Below are 19017 nucleotides of genomic sequence, written 5' to 3' on the forward strand. Positions count from 1 at the left end.
AATTATTGAATGTTAAAAAGGGATACTCCCCTATAAAAATCGATGGTACTGTTGTTCACTTCCAGGCTTAAACCTACCTCCAAGTTTTCATTTTGCGCTGCAGTAAACAAATTTTTAGCGCTGGTCAATTCTAAAATACTAACCAAGCCTTTTTCATACTTTCTTTGAGCGATAAGGAAAGCAAGTTCTTGTGCTTTTAGCTTCTGAAGACTTTGGGCATACTCTTTTTGCAAAGCCCTATTTTCTACGACCAACTCCTGAATATCATTATAAACCTGCTGTTTCTGAATTTTAAAATTGTTTTCAGTCCGCCTAAGTGCTATTTTACTTTGCTTGACCCCAGATCTACCGGCCCAGCCCCTACTGATCGGTATGTTTAAACTCAATCCTATAGACCTATAGGTATTGTCACGAATTTGATTCCTAAATTCTATGGTATTTCCCATGCTGTCTCTGGTAGTTTGGAAATACCCTGTGCCAATATTGGCATACATAGAGAGGGAGGGATATAGTGCAGAACGGGAAACAGCCACCTGCTTTCGGGCGGCGTCTACCCTATACCCTTGTGCCTTAAGCATAGGCAAAAAACTTTCTGCTTGCCTGTAAATTGAATCTGTATGTATGGTATGAAAAACCCAATCTAAATCCTGATTCTCGCTTTTCTTTGCAATGGAAAAATTTTCCCTTTCTTCTAAATTCATGGCTTGCATCAATTGAAGCTTAGCCAGTTCCAGTTTATTTTGGCTTTGGGTAAGTACCAGTTTGTCCGACAATAATAGGGACTCTGACTCATAAAGATCAGCACCTGCTTTTAATCCCAATTCAATTTGTCTTTTAACCAAATCATAATTGGCTTGTGATACACCTACCTGTCCCTTGCTAACAACCATCAACTCCTCAAAATACCTGACATCATAAAATGCCCGCATCACCCTAAAGGCCAGCAAATACTTTTGCTGCAATGACTCCTGCAAACTTGCCTCATAAATGAATCTTGACGTTTTGATGGCGTTCATCTTTAAGAATCCCTGAAACAAATCAATTGAAGAATTTAAAGAATAGCCATTGGAGAAGAACTCATTGGTAACCACGTCATTGGTAAAAGGATCTGTACTTCTACCATAATTGATAGTATATCCTGTTGAAGCATCTAATCTAGGTAGAAGATTTCGGATGGATTGCCTGTAATTTTCATTTTCCGCCTGGGAAATGTATTCGAAATCCTTTATTTCAAGATTATTCTCCAAGGCATAAGCCACACATTCCTCCAAAGTCCAGGAAGCCTGTGCCTGCAACTTAAAGTTGATTATGCTTAACAGAAGTAAAAATGTCATTAATTTTAGTGCCATAGGTTAATCATTCTGAGAAACTCATATACCAGCAGCATGCCACAATTTTAAATACCTTATATACAGTTACTTATATCATTTTAATGTTCAAAAAATGGTTTATCTGTAAAATTTTTGTACGTGAATTGTAAAATTTTTTTACAGTTTATGGCAGCTTGATAATTTGAATAGTAGATTTAGCACTTCGCATATTAAAAGGAAATAGATATGATTGATGCTAAAATCCTGGTAATTGATGACAATAAAAGCATGCTCAGTGCTTTGGAGATATTGTTGCAGTTTGAATACAAGCATGTAGCAACCCTTTCCAACCCAAATCAAATTAGTTCTTATCCTGGATTTGCAGATTTGGACATTGTTTTATTGGACATGAATTTTTCGGCAGGAATAAACTCCGGAAATGAAGGGCTCTATTGGTTAAAGCAGATCAAAGAAAAGGCGCCATATATCTCTGTAATCATGATGACGGCTTATGGCTCCATAGATTTAGCTGTGAAGGCCATCAAAAATGGAGCTGTAGATTTTATTTTAAAACCCTGGAGTAATGAAAGAATGTTGGCAACAGTCAGATCTGCATACCAGCTAAGAAAATCCCAAAAACAAGTCATCCAACTTCAAAAAAAAGAGAACAACCTGAAACAGGTCATCAATCAAAATAAACATTCAATAATCGGTCAATCTGAAAGCATAAAATCTGCCTTAAAACTAACCAGAAAGGTGGCACAAACAGATGTGAATGTATTGGTAACAGGAGAAAATGGTACGGGAAAAGAGCTTATTGCCAGAGAAATTCATCAGTGTTCAAAAAGGAGAAATGAAATATTTATCGGTGTAGACATGGGCTCCATTTCAGAAACACTTTTTGAAAGTGAGCTTTTTGGTCACCTTAAAGGGGCTTTTACGGATGCTAAGGAGGATCGTGTCGGTAAGTTTGAGGCAGCCGATGGAGGTACTTTATTTTTAGATGAAATCGGCAACCTCTCTTTGAAAATGCAAACCAAGTTACTCTCTGTCATTCAAAATAGAACGGTAATAAAAGTGGGATCCAATCAACCCATCTCTGTAGATATCCGATTGATATGCGCCACCAATTGCGATTTGGAAAAGATGGTCAGTGATGGACTGTTCAGGGAAGATTTGATGTATCGAATCAATACGATACATGTAGATGTACCCCCCTTACGAAATCGAGGAGAAGATATCTTGGTCTTAAGTCGGTATTTTTTGGAAAAATTTATGCACAAATACGCTAAGCCGGATTTGCGTATTAATCAAGCTGCAAAAGACAAGCTATTGAATTACAAATGGCCCGGAAATGTACGTGAACTGCAACATACCATAGAGAGGGCTGTTATTTTAAGTGAAGGCAATGTATTGAAGCCTTCTGATTTTTTCCTAAATTCAGCAGCCATCTCTTCATTTGACAGCTTCCCAAATTCACTAGAAGAAATGGAAGCATTGATGATTGAAAAGGCCTTGAAAGATTGTGATGGAAATTATACAATGGCCGCAGATCGACTAGGTATAACCCGACAAACACTCTACAACAAAATAAAAAAACACAAAGATTGATGGCCAGTAGGAATTTTTATTTTCAAATGATCTTTAGGGTTGTACTGATTTGTGTTACAGCCTTGCTGATGGCCTTTTCCTTTACAAGAGAATGGTATAGTTTTGGGGTTATTTTTCTTTTATTGATTGGCTTTCAAACATCCTTCCTTATCCGCTATGTAAACAAAACCAACCGCCAAATAGCCTATTTTTTTGATGCCATCAAAAATGAGGACTTTACATTACGATTTCCTGAAAAAGTTCAAATTAAATCTTTTAAAGAACTAAACCAGAGTCTAAATAGAATCAATCAATTGATTTTAGATGTGCAAATTGAGCTTCAAACGAGAGAAAGGTATTATCAAGAAATATTGAAACAAATCGATATTGGCATCATGACAATTGATGAAAAGGGGCATATTTTATATACCAACCCATTTTTAGAGCAATTACTCCATTTCAGCCCCTTACTCCATGTAAAGCAATTGCTTCAAATTGATCAAAACTTATTTGACTTGGTTGACAAGCTTAAGCCCTTTGATCAGAAGTACTTACAAATGGTAAATGAACGAGAACAAAACCAGTTGCTTTTCAAGACAGTACCAATAATAAAAGAAGATAAGAAGCTACTACTTGTAACCGTCCAGGATCTACAAAAAGAACTAGATGAGAAAGAAACAGATTCTTGGGTAAGATTGATCAGGGTGCTTACCCATGAAATTATGAATACGATTACGCCGATCACCTCCATATCAGAATCCTTGTCTAACTACTATAATGAGGATGAGAATGGAGCCTTAAAATGGGGGGATTTAAGCGAAGACCAAATAAAAAATACGGTTAAAGGATTGAATGTGATTCGAATTCAAGGGGAAGGTCTCATGGATTTTGTCAAATCATACCGAAGTTTCTTGGATGTACCCGCTCCCGACAAATCTATCGTAGCAATTAAACCATTATTGGATAGGGTTAAAGTATTGATGCGGATGGAAAATATTGAGCCAAACCTACAATTTAATTTATTGGTAACACCTGAAGATCTAGCGTTTTACATAGACGAAAAACAAATCGCACAAATATTGATCAACCTTTCAAAAAATGCCATTCAATCCATGGCGGGTCAAAAAGAGGCTATTCTAAACATTAAAGCAGGCATCAATGATGAAGATAAAAAATATATTGAAGTAAAAGACAATGGACCGGGAATACCGGCAGATCAATTGGACGAAATATTTGTTCCTTTTTTCACAACCAAAAGAGGTGGAACAGGAATAGGTTTGAGTTTATCCAAACAAATCATGCATTTACATGGAGGCAGCATTAGGGTGCACTCAGAAATTGACAAAGGAACAAGGTTTGTTTTAATATTTTAATCCGGCATCGAAATAAAGAAGATTTAACCCAAGAAACCGGCCTTATTTTATGAATTTTCAACGTCCTGTGAGCTATATACGTGGATATGTTTTTTCACCTATTCTAGCTAATGAAGAAGAATAAATACTATATTTTTACTTTGATTACTCCAAGTCTCAATAGTTTTAGCTGGAATATTTAGGGATAAAATAGAGAAAATCGAAGAAAGATTTTACCAATATTATTTGCTGAATTCACCAATGTATGTTAATTTGTACAGAATAAAAGTTGGCAAATAATGGATATTATTGACATAAATAATCCCAAAAATAACGAAATCCCTTATTCTCATAAAAAAAGGATGTTTCAGGTTTGCTATGAAGAACTTTCATTAAAGGCAAGTAATAAATTAAAATACGAGTTTAATGCTTTAACCCTTGACACCAGTGCTTTGGTGCATGAGGTTTATATGAAAATGGACAAATACCAGGGAGAAATCAAAAATAAAAATCATTTTTTAGCCATTGCTGCAATCGCCATGCGTAGATTTTTAGTGGATTACGCAAGACAAAAGAACCGAGTAAAGAGAGGTGGACATCAGATCCAATTAACCTATGGTGATGGAAGTGAACAGATAGTTACCACCACACCAGAAGGTGTTATTAATCTTAATGATGCCCTGAATGGCTTAAAAAGGATAAACAAGCGTTATTCTCGCGTGGTTGAATTTCATTTTTTTGGCGGGTATAAATACCAAGAAATAGCCAATATGCTTGGGGTTTCAGTGGAAACCGTTAAAAGAGATTGGAGATTGGCAAGGGCATGGTTGAGCAATGAACTTAAATAATTGCTAGATGACATCAAAACATGTTGAATGGGAAAAAGTAGAAAATTTATTCCATGAAATTGCTGACAAAAGCGAAGTGGAAAAAAAGCAATTGTTGGACAGGCTTGAGTACACAGCACCTGAAACTTGTTTCACTTTAAAGTCACTGCTATTAGCAGATAATTCACCAAATTCAATATTTAAAATCTCTCCTAACCTTTTGCTGAAAACCTGGGAAAATGACCAACTCCTTATCGGTCAAAAAATTGGCGCATTTAAATTAGCTGAAATAATTGGCTCAGGTGCCATGGGAACAGTATTTAAAGGCTTTAGGGTAGATGGCCAATTTGAACAAGTAGTGGCCATAAAATTGATGAACTCACAGCTAACAAATTCTTTTCTCAAAAATCGTTTTTACAAGGAAAGGCAGATACTTGCAAAACTTAATCACCATGGAATTGCAAGGTTGTATGATGGGGAGATCAATGAAGAGGGAAGACCATATTTTACCATGGAATACGTCCCTGGACATACCTTAATTGAATATTGTAAGCTTAATATTTGTACCATCACCCAACGATTGAATTTATTTATTCAAATAAGTGAGGCAATACAATACGCTCATCAGCTGTTGATTGTTCATCTTGATCTAAAACCTCAAAATATTTTGGTCGATTCATCAGGAACAGTCAAATTATTGGATTTCGGTGTAGCACGGTTACTGCTAGACACGAATGAATTAAAAGGAAGCTATACTTTGGCTTATGCAGCACCCGAACAAATCAATAATTTAGCACCATCTATCTTCACAGATATTTATGCCTTAGGAATCATTTTATTCGAACTCTGTACTCAAACCCATCCTTTTCAATTAGCCCTTAATGACCCAAAATTACTAACACCTCAAAAATTGAGGGGAGATTCATTGGCATTTTCCATGGAAGGAATCGAGGTATCCAAATTGATGCTTAGTGACCTAAAATTTATTTGTAAAAAGGCCATGGCTTTAAAACCAGAAGGTAGGTATGTATCAATTAGCGATTTATTGCATGATATCAAAGCCAGCCAAAACAATCAGCCAATTTCCCTTCGAAATAAGGAATGGAAATACAAGGTAGAAAAGTATATTAAAAGAAACAGCAAAATTCTGACTTCAATTGTTGTTGGTGTATTACTATTTTTTAGTGCGGTTATTTTTTATACCTATCAGTTGAAAATGGAACGAAATTTATCGATCAGGGAAGCAAAGAGAGCCAATCAAATAACGGATCTAATGACTGATGTTTTTATGGCTGCAGATCCTAATATTGGCGGGGCCGATACGATTACTGCTGTTAATTTATTGAATCAAGGTCTTGAATCTTTGGAAAAGAACCTAAGTGAGGATAATTATTTATACGCTGACATGTTAGGACGGCTATCACCCATATTTTATAACCTGGGAAAATATGAAAAAGCCCAAGAACTAGCTTTTTCAGCCTACAATATCAACAAAAAATTACCTTTGATTACCCAAAATGTTTTGGCTCAAAATGAAATAGAAATTGGCAAATCATTTTTTTACTTTGGAAAACTGGACAGTGCAGTCCGCTATTTAAATATGGCCATTCTAAGACTAAAGAATAACGATCTAAGTCATAGTAAAACCATGGCTCTCGCATTGACGGAGCTAGGAAATTCATATTATGATAATAGAAAATACCAGAAAGCTGACTCAGCAATCAATGAAGCCTACAATTTATATAACGCTTTGACTACCCCGCCAAATACCGATCTGGCTTTTTCATTGCATATGCTGGGTGCGATAGCCAGAAAAACGGGAGATTTAGAAAAAAGTGAAAGTTATCTTTTAGAAGCTTTGGCAATGAAAGAAGAATTATTTACGCCACCCCATTTGGAGATTGCCTATACGTATAACTTTTTGGGTAGTCTCTATCAATCTCAAGGAGAATTCAATAAAGCCATGCAATTTATTAGGGCATCTTTGGATCAACGAAAATCAATACTGGGAGAATCTCATGTTGAAACAATTGCCAGTATGTCCAATTTAGCGAGAACTTATGGTTTTCTTGAGCAACCAAATGAAGCAATCCCATTGTATGAAAAAGCATTGACGAAAATTGATTCCTTGTTTGGTAAAACGCATCCTTACTATGCGGGAATATTAGAAAGTCTGGCGAAAGTTTATTTAAAAACAGGGGCCATAGAGAAGGCAAAGGCTAGTTTAATAACCACAATTTCAATAAATCAAGAGTTGTTTCCCCAAGAAGATCCTCGACATGCCTCACCGGTAATTTTTCTGGGTAAAATTGCCATGCAAGAAAATGATTTTCCAAAAGCAAAAGAATATTTAATGAAGGGGCTGATGTTAAGACTGGCTTCCTTGCCGGAGGGAGACCAGTTAATCGCTCAAAGCCAAAGGGATCTTGCTTTATGCCTGATGGCTTCAGGCGATTTTGCAGAAGCGATTCATTATTACAAAGCAGCTTTACAAACCTATACTTCAGCTTCAAACCCATCTAAAGAAACTATAGACAGTATTAAATCAGAATTATTGAGTGCCGGACAAAAATAATATTAAATGATTTTTACGATAGGATTGGAAAATCAGCAATGCCACCGCAAAAATCATTTAATGTAAAGTCACTTAAACAAAGACTTACTCCAAGGCTTCAAAATCTACCCAAGCAGGTCTTAAATATATTAATGGAATATTCCCTAACAGGAAACAACATTAACATCAACTTTAGTAGGAAAACCTTTTTGTGTGGATTCCAAACAGATTTTGGTTGGCTTACTAAAATTTTCATCCGCCCTAAACTTCCATATTAAACCGTCTTTATATTCAACTGCTATCCTAATACTATAAGCTCCGGCTGGCACCGTTTTTACTTTTTTTGTACTGGTAGGAATATTCCCACTTGGAATACTTTTACTCTTTACACTTCCATCCTCAAGAATTTTATACGTTATGGTAAATCGCATGGTCATCCCTAAAAATCCATTTCTATTATTTAGTGAAACAGTTTGAGAAGGGTATGCACTTTCAGTACAGGTTTCTATTTCATATTCAGTGGTATACCCCAATTTTGCATTGGTATTGTCTTTAAGGTATTTCAGGCTATATGCAATGGGTACACCTGGATTTTCCCGGCTATAGACGGCATTTTCTCCCTGCAGTACATCCTCTAAATCCCCGAAATTTTTGGCAGATATTGCCGATGAAGTTGCTTGGGCTCCCCCTCCCATGGTAACAACTGTTATGGAAGCCTTATTCAGGATCGTTTTGTATTTTGTTTCAATATCTCCCGAAGCAGAAGATAATCCTGTCACATAATTAAATGCTCCTTTCAATTCTCCATCTGTGGCCTCCTCGCTCGTTACCATCCTAAACATAATTATTCGACCATAGGATACCGAATGCACGTAGGCCGGTGGTCCATCTTGACTAAATTTAGCTTTAACATCAGCAATGGTAGCATTCCTTCCAAAAAAATCCCCCGGATTTTCAGGCGCATTCATGGCTATGGTATAGAACCGCTGTTTGAATACCATCATGGCCACTCTTTCGGTTTTGCTTGAAGTATAGTTAAATTGCGCCTGTGCATCTCCCCTGGCCCACTCTACATTCAAACTGACATCCAAGCTTAACTGTTTGGATGAATAGGAAGTAGCTGCCGTATAAGATGAATTAGACGCTATGGTATAGCCATCTGGTTTGGCATTTGCATTCCACCACTCAAGGGCCTCATCAATTTTGGCCTGAACGCTGGTATTGCTTGCATTTTCTATTTCTATATTGCCTTTCTCCCCAATTCCTGGTAAATCAAGTCTGAGATCAATGGGTGAGCGATCAATGGTCACCGGAGTTGGCAAACCTCCTAAGGTGGCTTTATCAGCAATAACAAGTGCTCCCGGATATATTATCCCATCCGTAGGACGGAGAATGGCTATTTCCTCAAAATTATTTTTCAAACTTATTTTCTGAGTCAAACAGGTGGTTACAAAACCTTTCCCTGATGTCACACGCCTGACAGGTGCTCCTACTTCCTCTCTACTTTGGTTGCCGGCAATACTTTGTTCATTGAAAAGTTCCTTTTTATCAAATTCAAGGTCCTTAACAAATTCACTTATGGTCGCCGCATCCGGCGAAATCTTTATGGGTACATCTTTGACAATTAACTCACAAGAAGTAAGTACAAACCAAAAGCAAATACAAATAGACGAAGTTGTTCTGATTGATATCGCATTTTTCATAGTTTCTAGAAATTAGTTGAGTTATATTTCTAAAAGCGATAAAAAATAATGAAAAGGTTAATCAGGATTGAAAAAAATATTTCTCTAAGTTTAAATTCGAATTTTATGAACTAGACAAACTAACCTTTTCAATCTAACACTGCAGGATGTTTCTTTATATCATGAGATAAAACAAAGCCTATCGATGAGGTTCTTTTTCCAAGTAGGAATTAGAAAAAACTTCAAAAAAGTGCAACAGATAAAATAATATTAATTGCCAAATTATCAAATTTGAATTATCATTGTAATTAGAAATAGGTCGTTAGCTCAGTTGGTTCAGAGCGCTGCCTTGACAGGGCAGAGGTCACCAGTTCGAGCCTGGTACGACCTACAATTTTTATTATTAGCTATTGAGTTTTCTTGTTAAATAATTAACTTCTTCTTTTAGGCTTTCAATTTTCCCTTGTAGATGAGCGATGGCATATAATCCTTCCATATTGATTTCCAACTCATAATGCAAACGCGATAGTCGCTCTAGAAGTGACAAATCATCCTGTAAGACATACTGTTTTTCTTCCACTACAATAATTTCACAAAGGTCTTGCTCTGCAAGAGAATAGACAAAAGTCAGGTCAATATTACAGGATTTGCAAAACTTATCCAATGAAACTAGGTCTTCCTTTAAATTATCCATGATTTCTAAGCTTAGCCAATTGTTCAAATAGTTTTTTCTCTTCTGCTGTTAAGTTTTTGGGGATATCGACTGTATATTGTAAATACAAATCTCCAAAAACACCTTCCTTATTATAAACAGGGAAACCTTTCCCTTTAAGTTTTACTTTGGTTCCACTTTCTGTACCCTCAGGCACTTTTAATTTAACCTTACCGCTAAGTGTGGAAACAATTATTTCACCACCTAAAATGGCAGTGTACAAATCTATTTTAACCTCTTTATGCAAATCGCTTCCCTCCCTTTTATATTCGGGATCCGATTGGATTTTAAAAGTAATGTATAAATCTCCATTCGGCCCACCATTGATTCCTTCACCTCCATGATTTTTAATTTTAATGGTTTGCCCATCTTCAACTCCTGCTTTTATGGTCAACCTTATTTTTTTACCATTGATTTCCAAAGTACGCTTGTGGGATTCAAGCACATCTCTTAATTGGAGTTCTAAAGCAGCATGCAGGTCTTGCCCCTTAAATTTAATGCTTGAGCCGGAGGAACTTCTTCCCCCTCCTCCAAACATCGAATCAAAAAAATCAGAAAATCCTCCATCCCTAAAAGCCTGTTCAAAATCAGCATTACTGTATTGATTTTGACTTCCCCCTCTCCTACCATTCTCGGCATTTTGATCAGTTTCTTGGTGTTTCCAATTCTCCCCATACCGATCATACTTTTTGCGTTTTCCAGGATCACTCAACACCTCATTGGCTTCATTAATGGCTTGAAACTTCTTCTCTGCTTCTTTGTCGTTAGGATTGAGATCCGGATGGTATTTTCTGGCCATCTTCCTGTACGCTTTTTTAATTTCATCAGAAGTAGCCGTTTTATTTATTCCCAAAAGTTTATAATAATCAATAAATTTCATGGTATATAAATAGCGTTAATTTTGTTAAAAGGAACGGGATACAATAATTCATGAATATACAAAAATTGTGATTTATTAGTATATTTGACAAGCCTTAACTTCAATTGAAATCATAATGAAAAAATTTATTGGTCCTGCGATCATTCTGCTGCTTATTGTAATTGCCGGTGTCTTTTGGTGGAGGTATTATTTTGTATTTGCTGAAGGGGTCAAAGCCGGGAATTTGAATTATTTTGAGAAGAAAGGCTTTATTTTTAAAACATGGGAAGGAAGATTGGTGCAGGACGGTTTCCAAAGCCCTAATCCCGGTGCACTTCAAAGCAATGAATTTAGATTTAGTGCTGAAGGGGATTCCGTGGCTTTAATTTTAGAACGCTCCGGAGGTAAATTTGTAGAACTTCGCTATAAAGAATATTTAAATCCAATCCCTTGGAGGGGAGCAAGTGAATATGTAGTTACAGAGATCATCCAAGTGGGTGATTCAAGGACTGATAATTTCCCCATAAAATAAACCCTAAAATATTGCGAGTTTTTTCTGCCAAATTCATTAAAATCAGGCCTTAACCACCATTTAAACCCTGATTTAATAAAGAATCCTAGTAGCATATTAATTTTTTTTACCACCCAAAATAATAATTATTGGAAACTTCTCTATAAGGTTAATTTAACCTTATAATAGTTTTTTATTGCCCATTATAATTTCCCTGATAAACCCATTCGTATTATTTATACAGCCAGCTTAATATCTATTTAAACTATTTTAAAAAATGTAAAGCTTGTTTAAAGCTGATATAAGATCAGCTTATTTTCATTTTAACATAAATTATTCATTTTTTTAATGTAATTTATGTTACAGGAAATACCCTCCCGGATCAATTATAACTCAAAAAACCAATAGGTACTCTATTCTATAAATTCATGAAGCAATAGAATTAAAACATTATTCAACCAATAGAGTTAAGCTAATGGGGAAATATTGCTTATTTCAATTATAATAGTTTAAATTAATTTAGTTGATAAAGCACTATCCTTATTAAACGCCTAAAGTCCATATAATATTCATTTTGTACAATTAATAATTTGTTTTAAAGAATATGGTTTAAAAGAAAAATAATTGGATCTGAATTAAAAAAGTATCAACTGTTGAGTAGCACAAGTGCTTTACAATTCTTTATTACTTGACCAAATGAAAAACCCTAACTTTGAAAATATTTTAATAATAACAAATAACACAAAACATTATTTGCTGTTAAACAAAACATTTGAGGAGTTTAAAGAAGCCGATCAGCAACTTTTATGGTGCAAATCGGTCAAAGAAATACCACAAATTAATTTTGATTGCGTATTATTTACGGTAGAAAGTACAAATCAAAATTTTGGTAATATCATTAGGCAATTAAATCATAGCCTTATCCAAGTACCACTTATCGCTTTAACCTCTCAGGAAAACCTAACATTCACAATAAAATTATTGGATCAAGGAGTAGAAGATTTTTTGGTATTGGAGCGTTTAGATAAATTTCAATTGTTTAAATCTCTAACCACCTCCTACCGGAAAAATAGATTTGATAGAAACTCCACCGATAATGAAAAATCTGCTAATTATCCTTCACTCAATTTGGATAAAAATTTTTACAAAGTTCTTTTTGATGAAAGTAGCGTAGCTCAATTTCTTTGCAGGGCAGACGATTTATCCATCATTCAATCATCCAAAAAGGCAACTGAATTATCGGTTTTAACTGGACACAAGGTTGAATTTATTTATGAGGTGTTTTCAGCAGCAAAGGACTGGCTAATTCAAAACATAATAAATAAAGCAACCTACAAAACCAGTGCAACTATTCAAACAGTCTTAACTCCAAAGGAAAACAATTCCGAACCATTAACCCTAAAAATAAAAATACAATGGATTGATAATAAGAATTATCCATTGGTTTTAATTTCTTGTCTTGATATTACCGAACTGGAGAAAACCAAAGAATCCTTAAACAAAAGTAAAAACAGCTACCAATTGGTTCTCCAAGCAACAAACAATGTTACTTGGGAATATGATATAGGATTGGATAAACTTGAATGGAGTGAAAATTTCACTTCTTTATTTGGCTATAGGTCAGAACAGATTAGCAATATCACTGAACTGGCTGAGAAAATTCATCCGGAAGACCGCGAAGTTACATTAGATGATTTTAAAAAGGCTTTATCTGGAATGGACCAAAAGTGGAATGGGAACTACCGATTTCAAAAATCAGATGGAAGCTATGCTTATGCGTTCGAACAATGCGTGTTTATTAGGAACCCAGAAGGAAAGGCCATTCAGGCATTTGGGGCCATGCAGGATGTTACATTGAAAAAAGAAAGTGAGCATCAATTAAGCTTGATGGAAAAAGTGGTGAAAAGTGCCAATGATCCTATTTTAATCACAGAAGTGGATGAGATCAATCCTTCCGGACCGAAAGTAATTTTCGCAAATGATGCATTTTTAACCCAAACAGGTTATTCAAAGGAGGAAATAGTAGGTAAATCACCTCGAATCTTACAGGGTGAAAAAAGTAACAAAAAGGAATTGAAAAGGTTAAAAAAGGCCTTGATAAAAGGGTATCCTTGCCGCATTGAAACCATCAATTATAAAAAAGACGGGACCGAATTTTGGGTTGAATTTTCTGTAGTACCTATTTCTGATGAAAATGGCTTAATAACAAACTGGATAAGTATTCAACGTCAAGTAACAGACTTTGTAAAGAAAAGAGAACTTGAAGATTTATTCCGAAAAATGAATTTGGCTGTTGCCCAACCCAAGAATATTGAGGACAAGTTTTCTGCATTACTAAAAGTTATTTTAAACTATACAGATTTAGAAGTAGCTGAGGGCTGGATAATGAATATTGACAACAGCAAGCTCAACAAAGTCATCACTAGTACCTCCAAAGCTAAGTATGAGGATTTTCCTAAGCTCCGCTCTTCTTTTAAGGAAGCAAAATATGGTGCTCGGTTGCCTGGTATTGCCTGGGAAAAAGGACAAATTATTTTTTGGGAGGACAGCAGAAACAATGCTGATATCGTAGGCATTGATGAAATGAAAATTTTCGGATTAAACTCTGCTATTGGAATTCCAATTTTTAATAACAAAGACCTAGTGGGGGTTATAACAATATTCACAAGTAAAAAACAAATCCAACTGGAACAACATTTCCCATTTTTTGAAAGCCTAAGTAATCGGTTGGGCCTGGAGATAATGCGACTGAAAAGTGAAAACGAGCTGCTTACTATATTTGAATTAATACCTAATTTACTAATTGTAACAGATGCCAAAGGAGTAGTGGTCAAAGGAAATAAAGAAGCCTCAAAGACCTTTGAATGCACTGAAACGGAATTAAAAGGCATTTCTTTCAGAAACATGATACCTTTTTCTGATCGAATAAAATTTGATGATTTTGTAGCCAAAATTGAACAATCTAGAAAGATCGATGAGATTGACATACCTATATTAATTAATGACCAAATAAAATGGATCAACCTAACCGCCACTTTCCTTCCTTCTGAATCATTTATTTACTGTGTAGGAAAAGACATAACCCATCAAAAATACCTAGAAGATTTAATAAAAAGGACCAATGAAATAGTTAAGATAGGTACTTGGGAAGTTAATCTTTCTCAAAACAAATTGTATTGGTCGCCAATGACAAAATTCATCCATGATTTAGATGAAGATTATATCCCTAATTTGGGAAGTGCTATTAACTTTTATACAGAAGGTCAATCACGTGATTTAATTAAAAAAAAGGTTGATTTAGCCACGAAAGGTAACATTAGTCATTTTGAATTGGATGCTCAATTGGATACAGCAAAAGGCAGAACAATATGGGTTAGAGTGCAGGCTGAAACAGAGTGGATTAATGGAAAGCTCCACCGTATTTATGGTAGTATTCAAGACATTGATGAAAGGAAAAAAACTGAACAAGAAATCATGGAAGCCAAAATGCGCTATGAATTGGCATCAAAGGCTTCCACGATTGGAGTTTGGGACTGGAATATGGAGAAAAACACCATAGTGTGGGATGAAACCATGCAAAAATTATATCAAAGAAATATAAGCAATTCAGTAGATCAATATGCCGAATGGAAATTAAGTTTGCATCCTGAAGATCGTGAAGCCCAAGATTCTCTGATTCAAGAAGCCTTAATGGGAAATAAAGACTATAATACTCAATTTAGAATTATTCTCCCGGATTCAGGGGAAATAAGATTCATTAAAGCGGTGGCCTATATTGTCCGAAATAATTCAGATAAGCCGGTGAGAATGGTTGGGATTAATTATGATGTTACTGAAGAAGAGGTATATAAAAAGGAGTTAGAAAGAGTTAACCGAGAAAGAGAAGAAATCTTGGGTAGTATCACCGATGGATTTTTCTCTGTCGATAAAGATTGGGTTGTGACCTACTGGAATAAAGCTGCTGAGAAAATATTGCAAAAACCACGTGAAGAAATAGTTGGAAGAAATGTATGGGAGGTTTATGGTGATGCCATTGACCTGAAATTTTTTAAAGAATACGCCATAACCATGGAAACCGGGGAGCAAAGGCAGTTTGTTGAATATTATCCTGGTAAAGACATTTGGCTCGAAATATCATCCTTTCCAAAGGAAAATGGCATAGTTGTATATTTCAAAAATATAACCGCAAGAATAAGACAGCATCAAAAATTAGCAGAAGTTAAACTTCTTCAAGAACATGTAATCAACAGTACAGAAGACCTTATTTGGGCAGTTGATGATCAGTATAAATTGATTTTAGCCAACAATGCTTTCTTTGATGAAATGGAAAGGGTATCTGGTTACAGGTTAAAATTGGGTGAAAGAGTTGCAAATTTTGTTGGAGACGATACTCCTTTTTATGAGGATGCCAATAATTTTTGGAACGAAAAGTATAAAAATGTATTGACAGGCTTACAACAAAACTTGACTTTTGAATCTAAAATCCCTAATAAAGAATCAAAAATTTATCAAGTTGGCTTTTACCCTATATTCGAAAAGTTAGGTAAAAATAATATAATAGGTGCTGCCTGTTTTTCTAAAAACATCACTGATAAAATCAATCAAATAAAAGCCATTGAAGAACAAAATAAAAAATTAGGTGTAATTGCATGGAAGCAATCCCATGAAGTACGAGCACCCGTTGCAAGGATTTTGGGGCTTTTGAACCTTCAAAAAGAAATGAATTACCAAGGAGAAGATTTAGAGGAAATTTTAAACTATTTAATGGATTCTTCATTAGAATTGGATAAAATAATTAGGGATATTTCGAAAAAAATCAATGACAAATAATTGATAACGTACGGTTAATTAACCTTTTATACCCAAAATAAAAGCCAGTCAAAACTAGAGTTAAATAAGATTTAATTAATTTGACTTCTATTTAATAGTGCATGAATAAAAAACCCTCCTTTAAGTTAATAAAGGAGGGTTTCTATTTTACCAGTTTCTATCTTCTAAGTAAGCGTCTAGCTCTTCTTTACTCATGGGAAGGTCATTTTTCTTATTTAACCACTCCATAAAATCAGCTTTAATTGCTTCACTCCACCTGCTGTCTATTTCACCTGCAGTATATTTCTTTTCTTTCAACCTCATGTGGCCAAATTGATCTCTTAGGGCAGTAAACTCCGCATTGATTACCAAGTCTTCCACCAAATGAGCAGGAATAAATATTACTCCCCATTTGTTAGCCAAAACAGCATCGCCAGGCAACACTGTAGCCCTTCCAATCCTTACCGGATAGTTTATCGTAGTAAGCATCATATCTTGAATATAAGAAGGATCATGACCTTTAATCCAGAGATTAAATCCTTCAATTTTTGATAAGCCAGCCATGTCTCTAACAGATCCGTTAAAAATTACACCTCTTTTAGAGTTTGAATAAATGGCAGTACCTAAGTTGTCGCCAATCAAAGTTCCATCGGCAATCTTACCATAACTATCAGCGATATAAACATCGCCTTCTACCAAACCATCAATCGGCCAAGAGTTGGTTCCTCCGGATTGAGCACGTCCTTCTTCTTTCCCAATCTTCTTTACCAGATTGTTTACATCTTCTCTGAATGGCATATACTGAGCAGTTACTGCCCTACCCGTCATCACTTCATTCTCATCCATAATCACCCAGTCATTTTCAAACTGGTTGTTATAGCCTTTATTTCTTAATATACCCCATGCTTCTTCCATAGAGATGGCTTTTAACCTTTCTAAGTGTTCATCTGAAACTTTAGGTCTTCCGTCAGGAAATCTTTCCCCTTTCCATTCGGACGTCAGTGCAATTATCTGTTCGGGACTAGGTGAAATCTGCTGGGAAAAACTTTCCGTAATAAATGCAGACAAGCATACCAAGCATACAAGCAAAATCTTCTTCATCATTTTCTATATTTTAACTAATTAAACGTGAATTTCCTCAAAAGAATGTAATAAAACAACCAGTCTTTCATCTAAATTGATAACCATCATTTTAGTAAACGATTTCATCAACTCCACCACCTGTCATTCGAACGATCAGTATTCCATTCTTCAGTAGGTGCAAAGTACTCAGTACCATCTTGTAAGTGTTCTTTAATCACCTCTTCATTCAAGTCAATTCCCAGCCCCGGACCTTCCGGAACTTTAGCAAAGCCATCTATGACGAGTGGTTTGGGTACGTCTTTTACCAAGTCCTCCCACCAAGGAATATCAACAGAGTGATGCTCCAAGGATATAAAATTTTCTGTGGCCGCCGCACAATGAATATTGGCCATAAAGGAAACAGGAGTGCCAGCAAAATGCATGGCCATTGGGATTCCTTTTTCTTCTGCATAATCCCCAATTTTTTTGGTTTCCAAAATTCCACCGGAAGAAGCCAAATCAGGTTGGATCATGTCGATGGCTCGCGCATCAATCAACTTTATAAACTCTTCTTTAAGAAAAATATCTTCGCCTGTCAAGGTGGGCGTTTTGATGGCATCTGTTATCTGTTTCCACTTTTCTGTATAAAACCAAGGCACCATGTCTTCTAGCCATGCCAGTCGATAAGGCTCCAGAGCTTCACCTAAGCGGATACATTCTTTATAATCAAAATGACCAAAATGATCCGCAGCTAAAGGGATATCATAGCCTACTTTATTTCTTACAGCGGCAACATATTCAACCATTTCAGCAATACCTTTATCAGTAATTTGTACCCCAGTGAAAGGGTGGCCGGTTCTACCATAACTCCCATATTCCGAATTCCAAGCCTTGCCTTTCTCAAAAGCCCTGGTGTTCACAACAGATCCCTCATTGTCTTTGACCATTTCCACACCAAAATCCATTTTTAGAAAGGTATAGCCTTTGTCTTTTCTGGCCTTTAACCGGTCTGCAAAGATTTCAGGATCATTGGATTTAGTAGTATCTGAATATAGCCGGATGGAATCTCGGTATTTACCGCCCAACATTTGGTAAATTGGAACATTATAAGCTTTACCTGCCAAATCCCATAAGGCCATTTCAATGCCGCAAACCCCGCCGGCCTGTCTGGCATGGTTCCCAAAAAGTTTGATTCTTTTAAAAAGTCGCTCAACTTGGCAAGGGTTCTCCCCTAAAATCCTACTTTTCAAAACAAGTGCATACCTGGCACTCGCTCCATCCCTGACTTCCCCCAAACCATAAATTCCTTGGTTGGTATCAATTCGAATAATTGGACACCGCATGGGAGCTCCTACAACTTCTGCAATTCTTAAATCTGTAATCCTTAAATCTGAAGGGTTTGAATTTCTATTGACATGTTGCATGGAATGTGCCAGGGTGTCTTCAATGGGCATAGACATAAAGGCACCCAGGCCCAGCCCTCCAAGTGCCGCCTTTTGAAGAAAGGATCTTCGGTCGGGAATATTTTCCTCCACAAAGCTGCTCGGTTGAGGTTTTTTCTCAATTTTACCTGCATCTTTTGGTAGGTCAAAAAGATGTTTAAACTTTGGATTGTTTTTAGGTTTCATTGTCATGGTCTTTGTTATTTCTGATTCTCCGCAAACACACCTAATATTTTTAGTATATTAGCGCTCAAAAAGCAGGGATTATGAACATATTCAGTTTTACGGCTCATTTCGGTTCGGAGGA

General features: G+C 35.9%; 12 protein-coding genes and 1 tRNA gene. 7 read left to right on the plus strand and 6 right to left on the minus strand.

The window, feature by feature from the left end:
• Positions 1–2 precede the first annotated feature (2 nt).
• Positions 3–1349, minus strand: coding sequence for a TolC family protein (locus ACYVHJ_RS08525; RefSeq protein ID WP_460514083.1), 1347 nt, complete (start codon positions 1347–1349; stop codon positions 3–5).
• Positions 1350–1556: 207 nt separating this feature from the next.
• Here ACYVHJ_RS08525 and ACYVHJ_RS08530 point away from each other — a divergent pair, with 207 nt between their 5' ends.
• From ACYVHJ_RS08530 to ACYVHJ_RS08545, 4 genes are all read left to right on the plus strand, one after another.
• Positions 1557–2921 carry a sigma-54-dependent transcriptional regulator gene (locus tag ACYVHJ_RS08530; RefSeq protein ID WP_460514085.1) on the plus strand — a complete coding sequence of 455 codons (1365 nt, stop codon included), beginning with the start codon at positions 1557–1559 and terminating at the stop codon, positions 2919–2921.
• Positions 2921–4273, plus strand: a complete 1353-nt coding sequence (locus ACYVHJ_RS08535; RefSeq protein WP_460514087.1) for a sensor histidine kinase — start codon at positions 2921–2923, stop codon at positions 4271–4273. Before ACYVHJ_RS08530 ends, ACYVHJ_RS08535 begins: the two co-directional genes overlap by 1 nt.
• A gap of 278 nt (positions 4274–4551) precedes the next feature.
• Entirely contained in the window at positions 4552–5100 is a 549-nt protein-coding gene (locus ACYVHJ_RS08540) for an ECF-type sigma factor (protein ID WP_460514089.1), read from the plus strand.
• Positions 5101–5107: 7 nt separating this feature from the next.
• Entirely contained in the window at positions 5108–7654 is a 2547-nt protein-coding gene (locus ACYVHJ_RS08545) for a protein kinase domain-containing protein (protein WP_460514091.1), read from the plus strand.
• 143 nt (positions 7655–7797) lie between these two features.
• Here ACYVHJ_RS08545 and ACYVHJ_RS08550 read toward each other — a convergent pair whose 3' ends face one another.
• A complete protein-coding gene (locus tag ACYVHJ_RS08550) occupies positions 7798–9336 on the minus strand; it encodes a thiol-activated cytolysin family protein (RefSeq protein WP_460514093.1) in 1539 nt (512 codons plus the stop codon).
• A gap of 295 nt (positions 9337–9631) precedes the next feature.
• Between ACYVHJ_RS08550 and ACYVHJ_RS08555 the strand changes: the two genes are divergently transcribed.
• Positions 9632–9706, plus strand: a tRNA-Val gene (locus tag ACYVHJ_RS08555).
• A 12-nt stretch (positions 9707–9718) separates the two neighbouring features.
• On the opposite strand, the gene ACYVHJ_RS08560 is transcribed toward ACYVHJ_RS08555, so the two are convergent.
• Entirely contained in the window at positions 9719–10009 is a 291-nt protein-coding gene (locus ACYVHJ_RS08560; RefSeq protein ID WP_339902477.1) for a chaperone modulator CbpM, read from the minus strand.
• Complete coding sequence (locus ACYVHJ_RS08565) at positions 10002–10907, minus strand: J domain-containing protein (protein ID WP_460514095.1); 906 nt, start codon at positions 10905–10907, stop codon at positions 10002–10004. The genes ACYVHJ_RS08560 and ACYVHJ_RS08565 overlap by 8 nt, the downstream gene beginning before the upstream one ends.
• 115 nt (positions 10908–11022) lie before the next feature.
• Here ACYVHJ_RS08565 and ACYVHJ_RS08570 point away from each other — a divergent pair, with 115 nt between their 5' ends.
• Positions 11023–11418, plus strand: a complete 396-nt coding sequence (locus ACYVHJ_RS08570) for a hypothetical protein (RefSeq protein WP_339902479.1) — start codon at positions 11023–11025, stop codon at positions 11416–11418.
• A gap of 675 nt (positions 11419–12093) precedes the next feature.
• Positions 12094–16227: a PAS domain S-box protein gene (locus ACYVHJ_RS08575; protein ID WP_460514097.1), complete on the plus strand. Its 4134-nt coding sequence runs from the start codon at positions 12094–12096 to the stop codon at positions 16225–16227.
• A 147-nt stretch (positions 16228–16374) separates the two neighbouring features.
• On the opposite strand, the gene ACYVHJ_RS08580 is transcribed toward ACYVHJ_RS08575, so the two are convergent.
• Entirely contained in the window at positions 16375–17310 is a 936-nt protein-coding gene (locus ACYVHJ_RS08580; protein ID WP_339901857.1) for an RraA family protein, read from the minus strand.
• 104 nt (positions 17311–17414) lie between these two features.
• Positions 17415–18902: a mandelate racemase/muconate lactonizing enzyme family protein gene (locus ACYVHJ_RS08585; protein WP_460514101.1), complete on the minus strand. Its 1488-nt coding sequence runs from the start codon at positions 18900–18902 to the stop codon at positions 17415–17417.
• Positions 18903–19017 lie beyond the last annotated feature (115 nt).

The organism is Cyclobacterium sediminis, from assembly GCF_054781075.1.

What these genes read in the sequence shown, in the direction of transcription:
- ACYVHJ_RS08525 (WP_460514083.1), bottom strand. Translation starts at nt 1,349, where the DNA reads ATGGCACTAAAATTAATGACATTTTTACTTCTGTTAAGCATAATCAAC.
- ACYVHJ_RS08530 (WP_460514085.1), top strand. Translation starts at nt 1,557, where the DNA reads ATGATTGATGCTAAAATCCTGGTAATTGATGACAATAAAAGCATGCTC.
- ACYVHJ_RS08535 (WP_460514087.1), top strand. Translation starts at nt 2,921, where the DNA reads ATGGCCAGTAGGAATTTTTATTTTCAAATGATCTTTAGGGTTGTACTG.
- ACYVHJ_RS08540 (WP_460514089.1), top strand. Translation starts at nt 4,552, where the DNA reads ATGGATATTATTGACATAAATAATCCCAAAAATAACGAAATCCCTTAT.
- ACYVHJ_RS08545 (WP_460514091.1), top strand. Translation starts at nt 5,108, where the DNA reads ATGACATCAAAACATGTTGAATGGGAAAAAGTAGAAAATTTATTCCAT.
- ACYVHJ_RS08550 (WP_460514093.1), bottom strand. Translation starts at nt 9,336, where the DNA reads ATGAAAAATGCGATATCAATCAGAACAACTTCGTCTATTTGTATTTGC.
- ACYVHJ_RS08560 (WP_339902477.1), bottom strand. Translation starts at nt 10,009, where the DNA reads ATGGATAATTTAAAGGAAGACCTAGTTTCATTGGATAAGTTTTGCAAA.
- ACYVHJ_RS08565 (WP_460514095.1), bottom strand. Translation starts at nt 10,907, where the DNA reads ATGAAATTTATTGATTATTATAAACTTTTGGGAATAAATAAAACGGCT.
- ACYVHJ_RS08570 (WP_339902479.1), top strand. Translation starts at nt 11,023, where the DNA reads ATGAAAAAATTTATTGGTCCTGCGATCATTCTGCTGCTTATTGTAATT.
- ACYVHJ_RS08575 (WP_460514097.1), top strand. Translation starts at nt 12,094, where the DNA reads ATGAAAAACCCTAACTTTGAAAATATTTTAATAATAACAAATAACACA.
- ACYVHJ_RS08580 (WP_339901857.1), bottom strand. Translation starts at nt 17,310, where the DNA reads ATGATGAAGAAGATTTTGCTTGTATGCTTGGTATGCTTGTCTGCATTT.
- ACYVHJ_RS08585 (WP_460514101.1), bottom strand. Translation starts at nt 18,902, where the DNA reads ATGACAATGAAACCTAAAAACAATCCAAAGTTTAAACATCTTTTTGAC.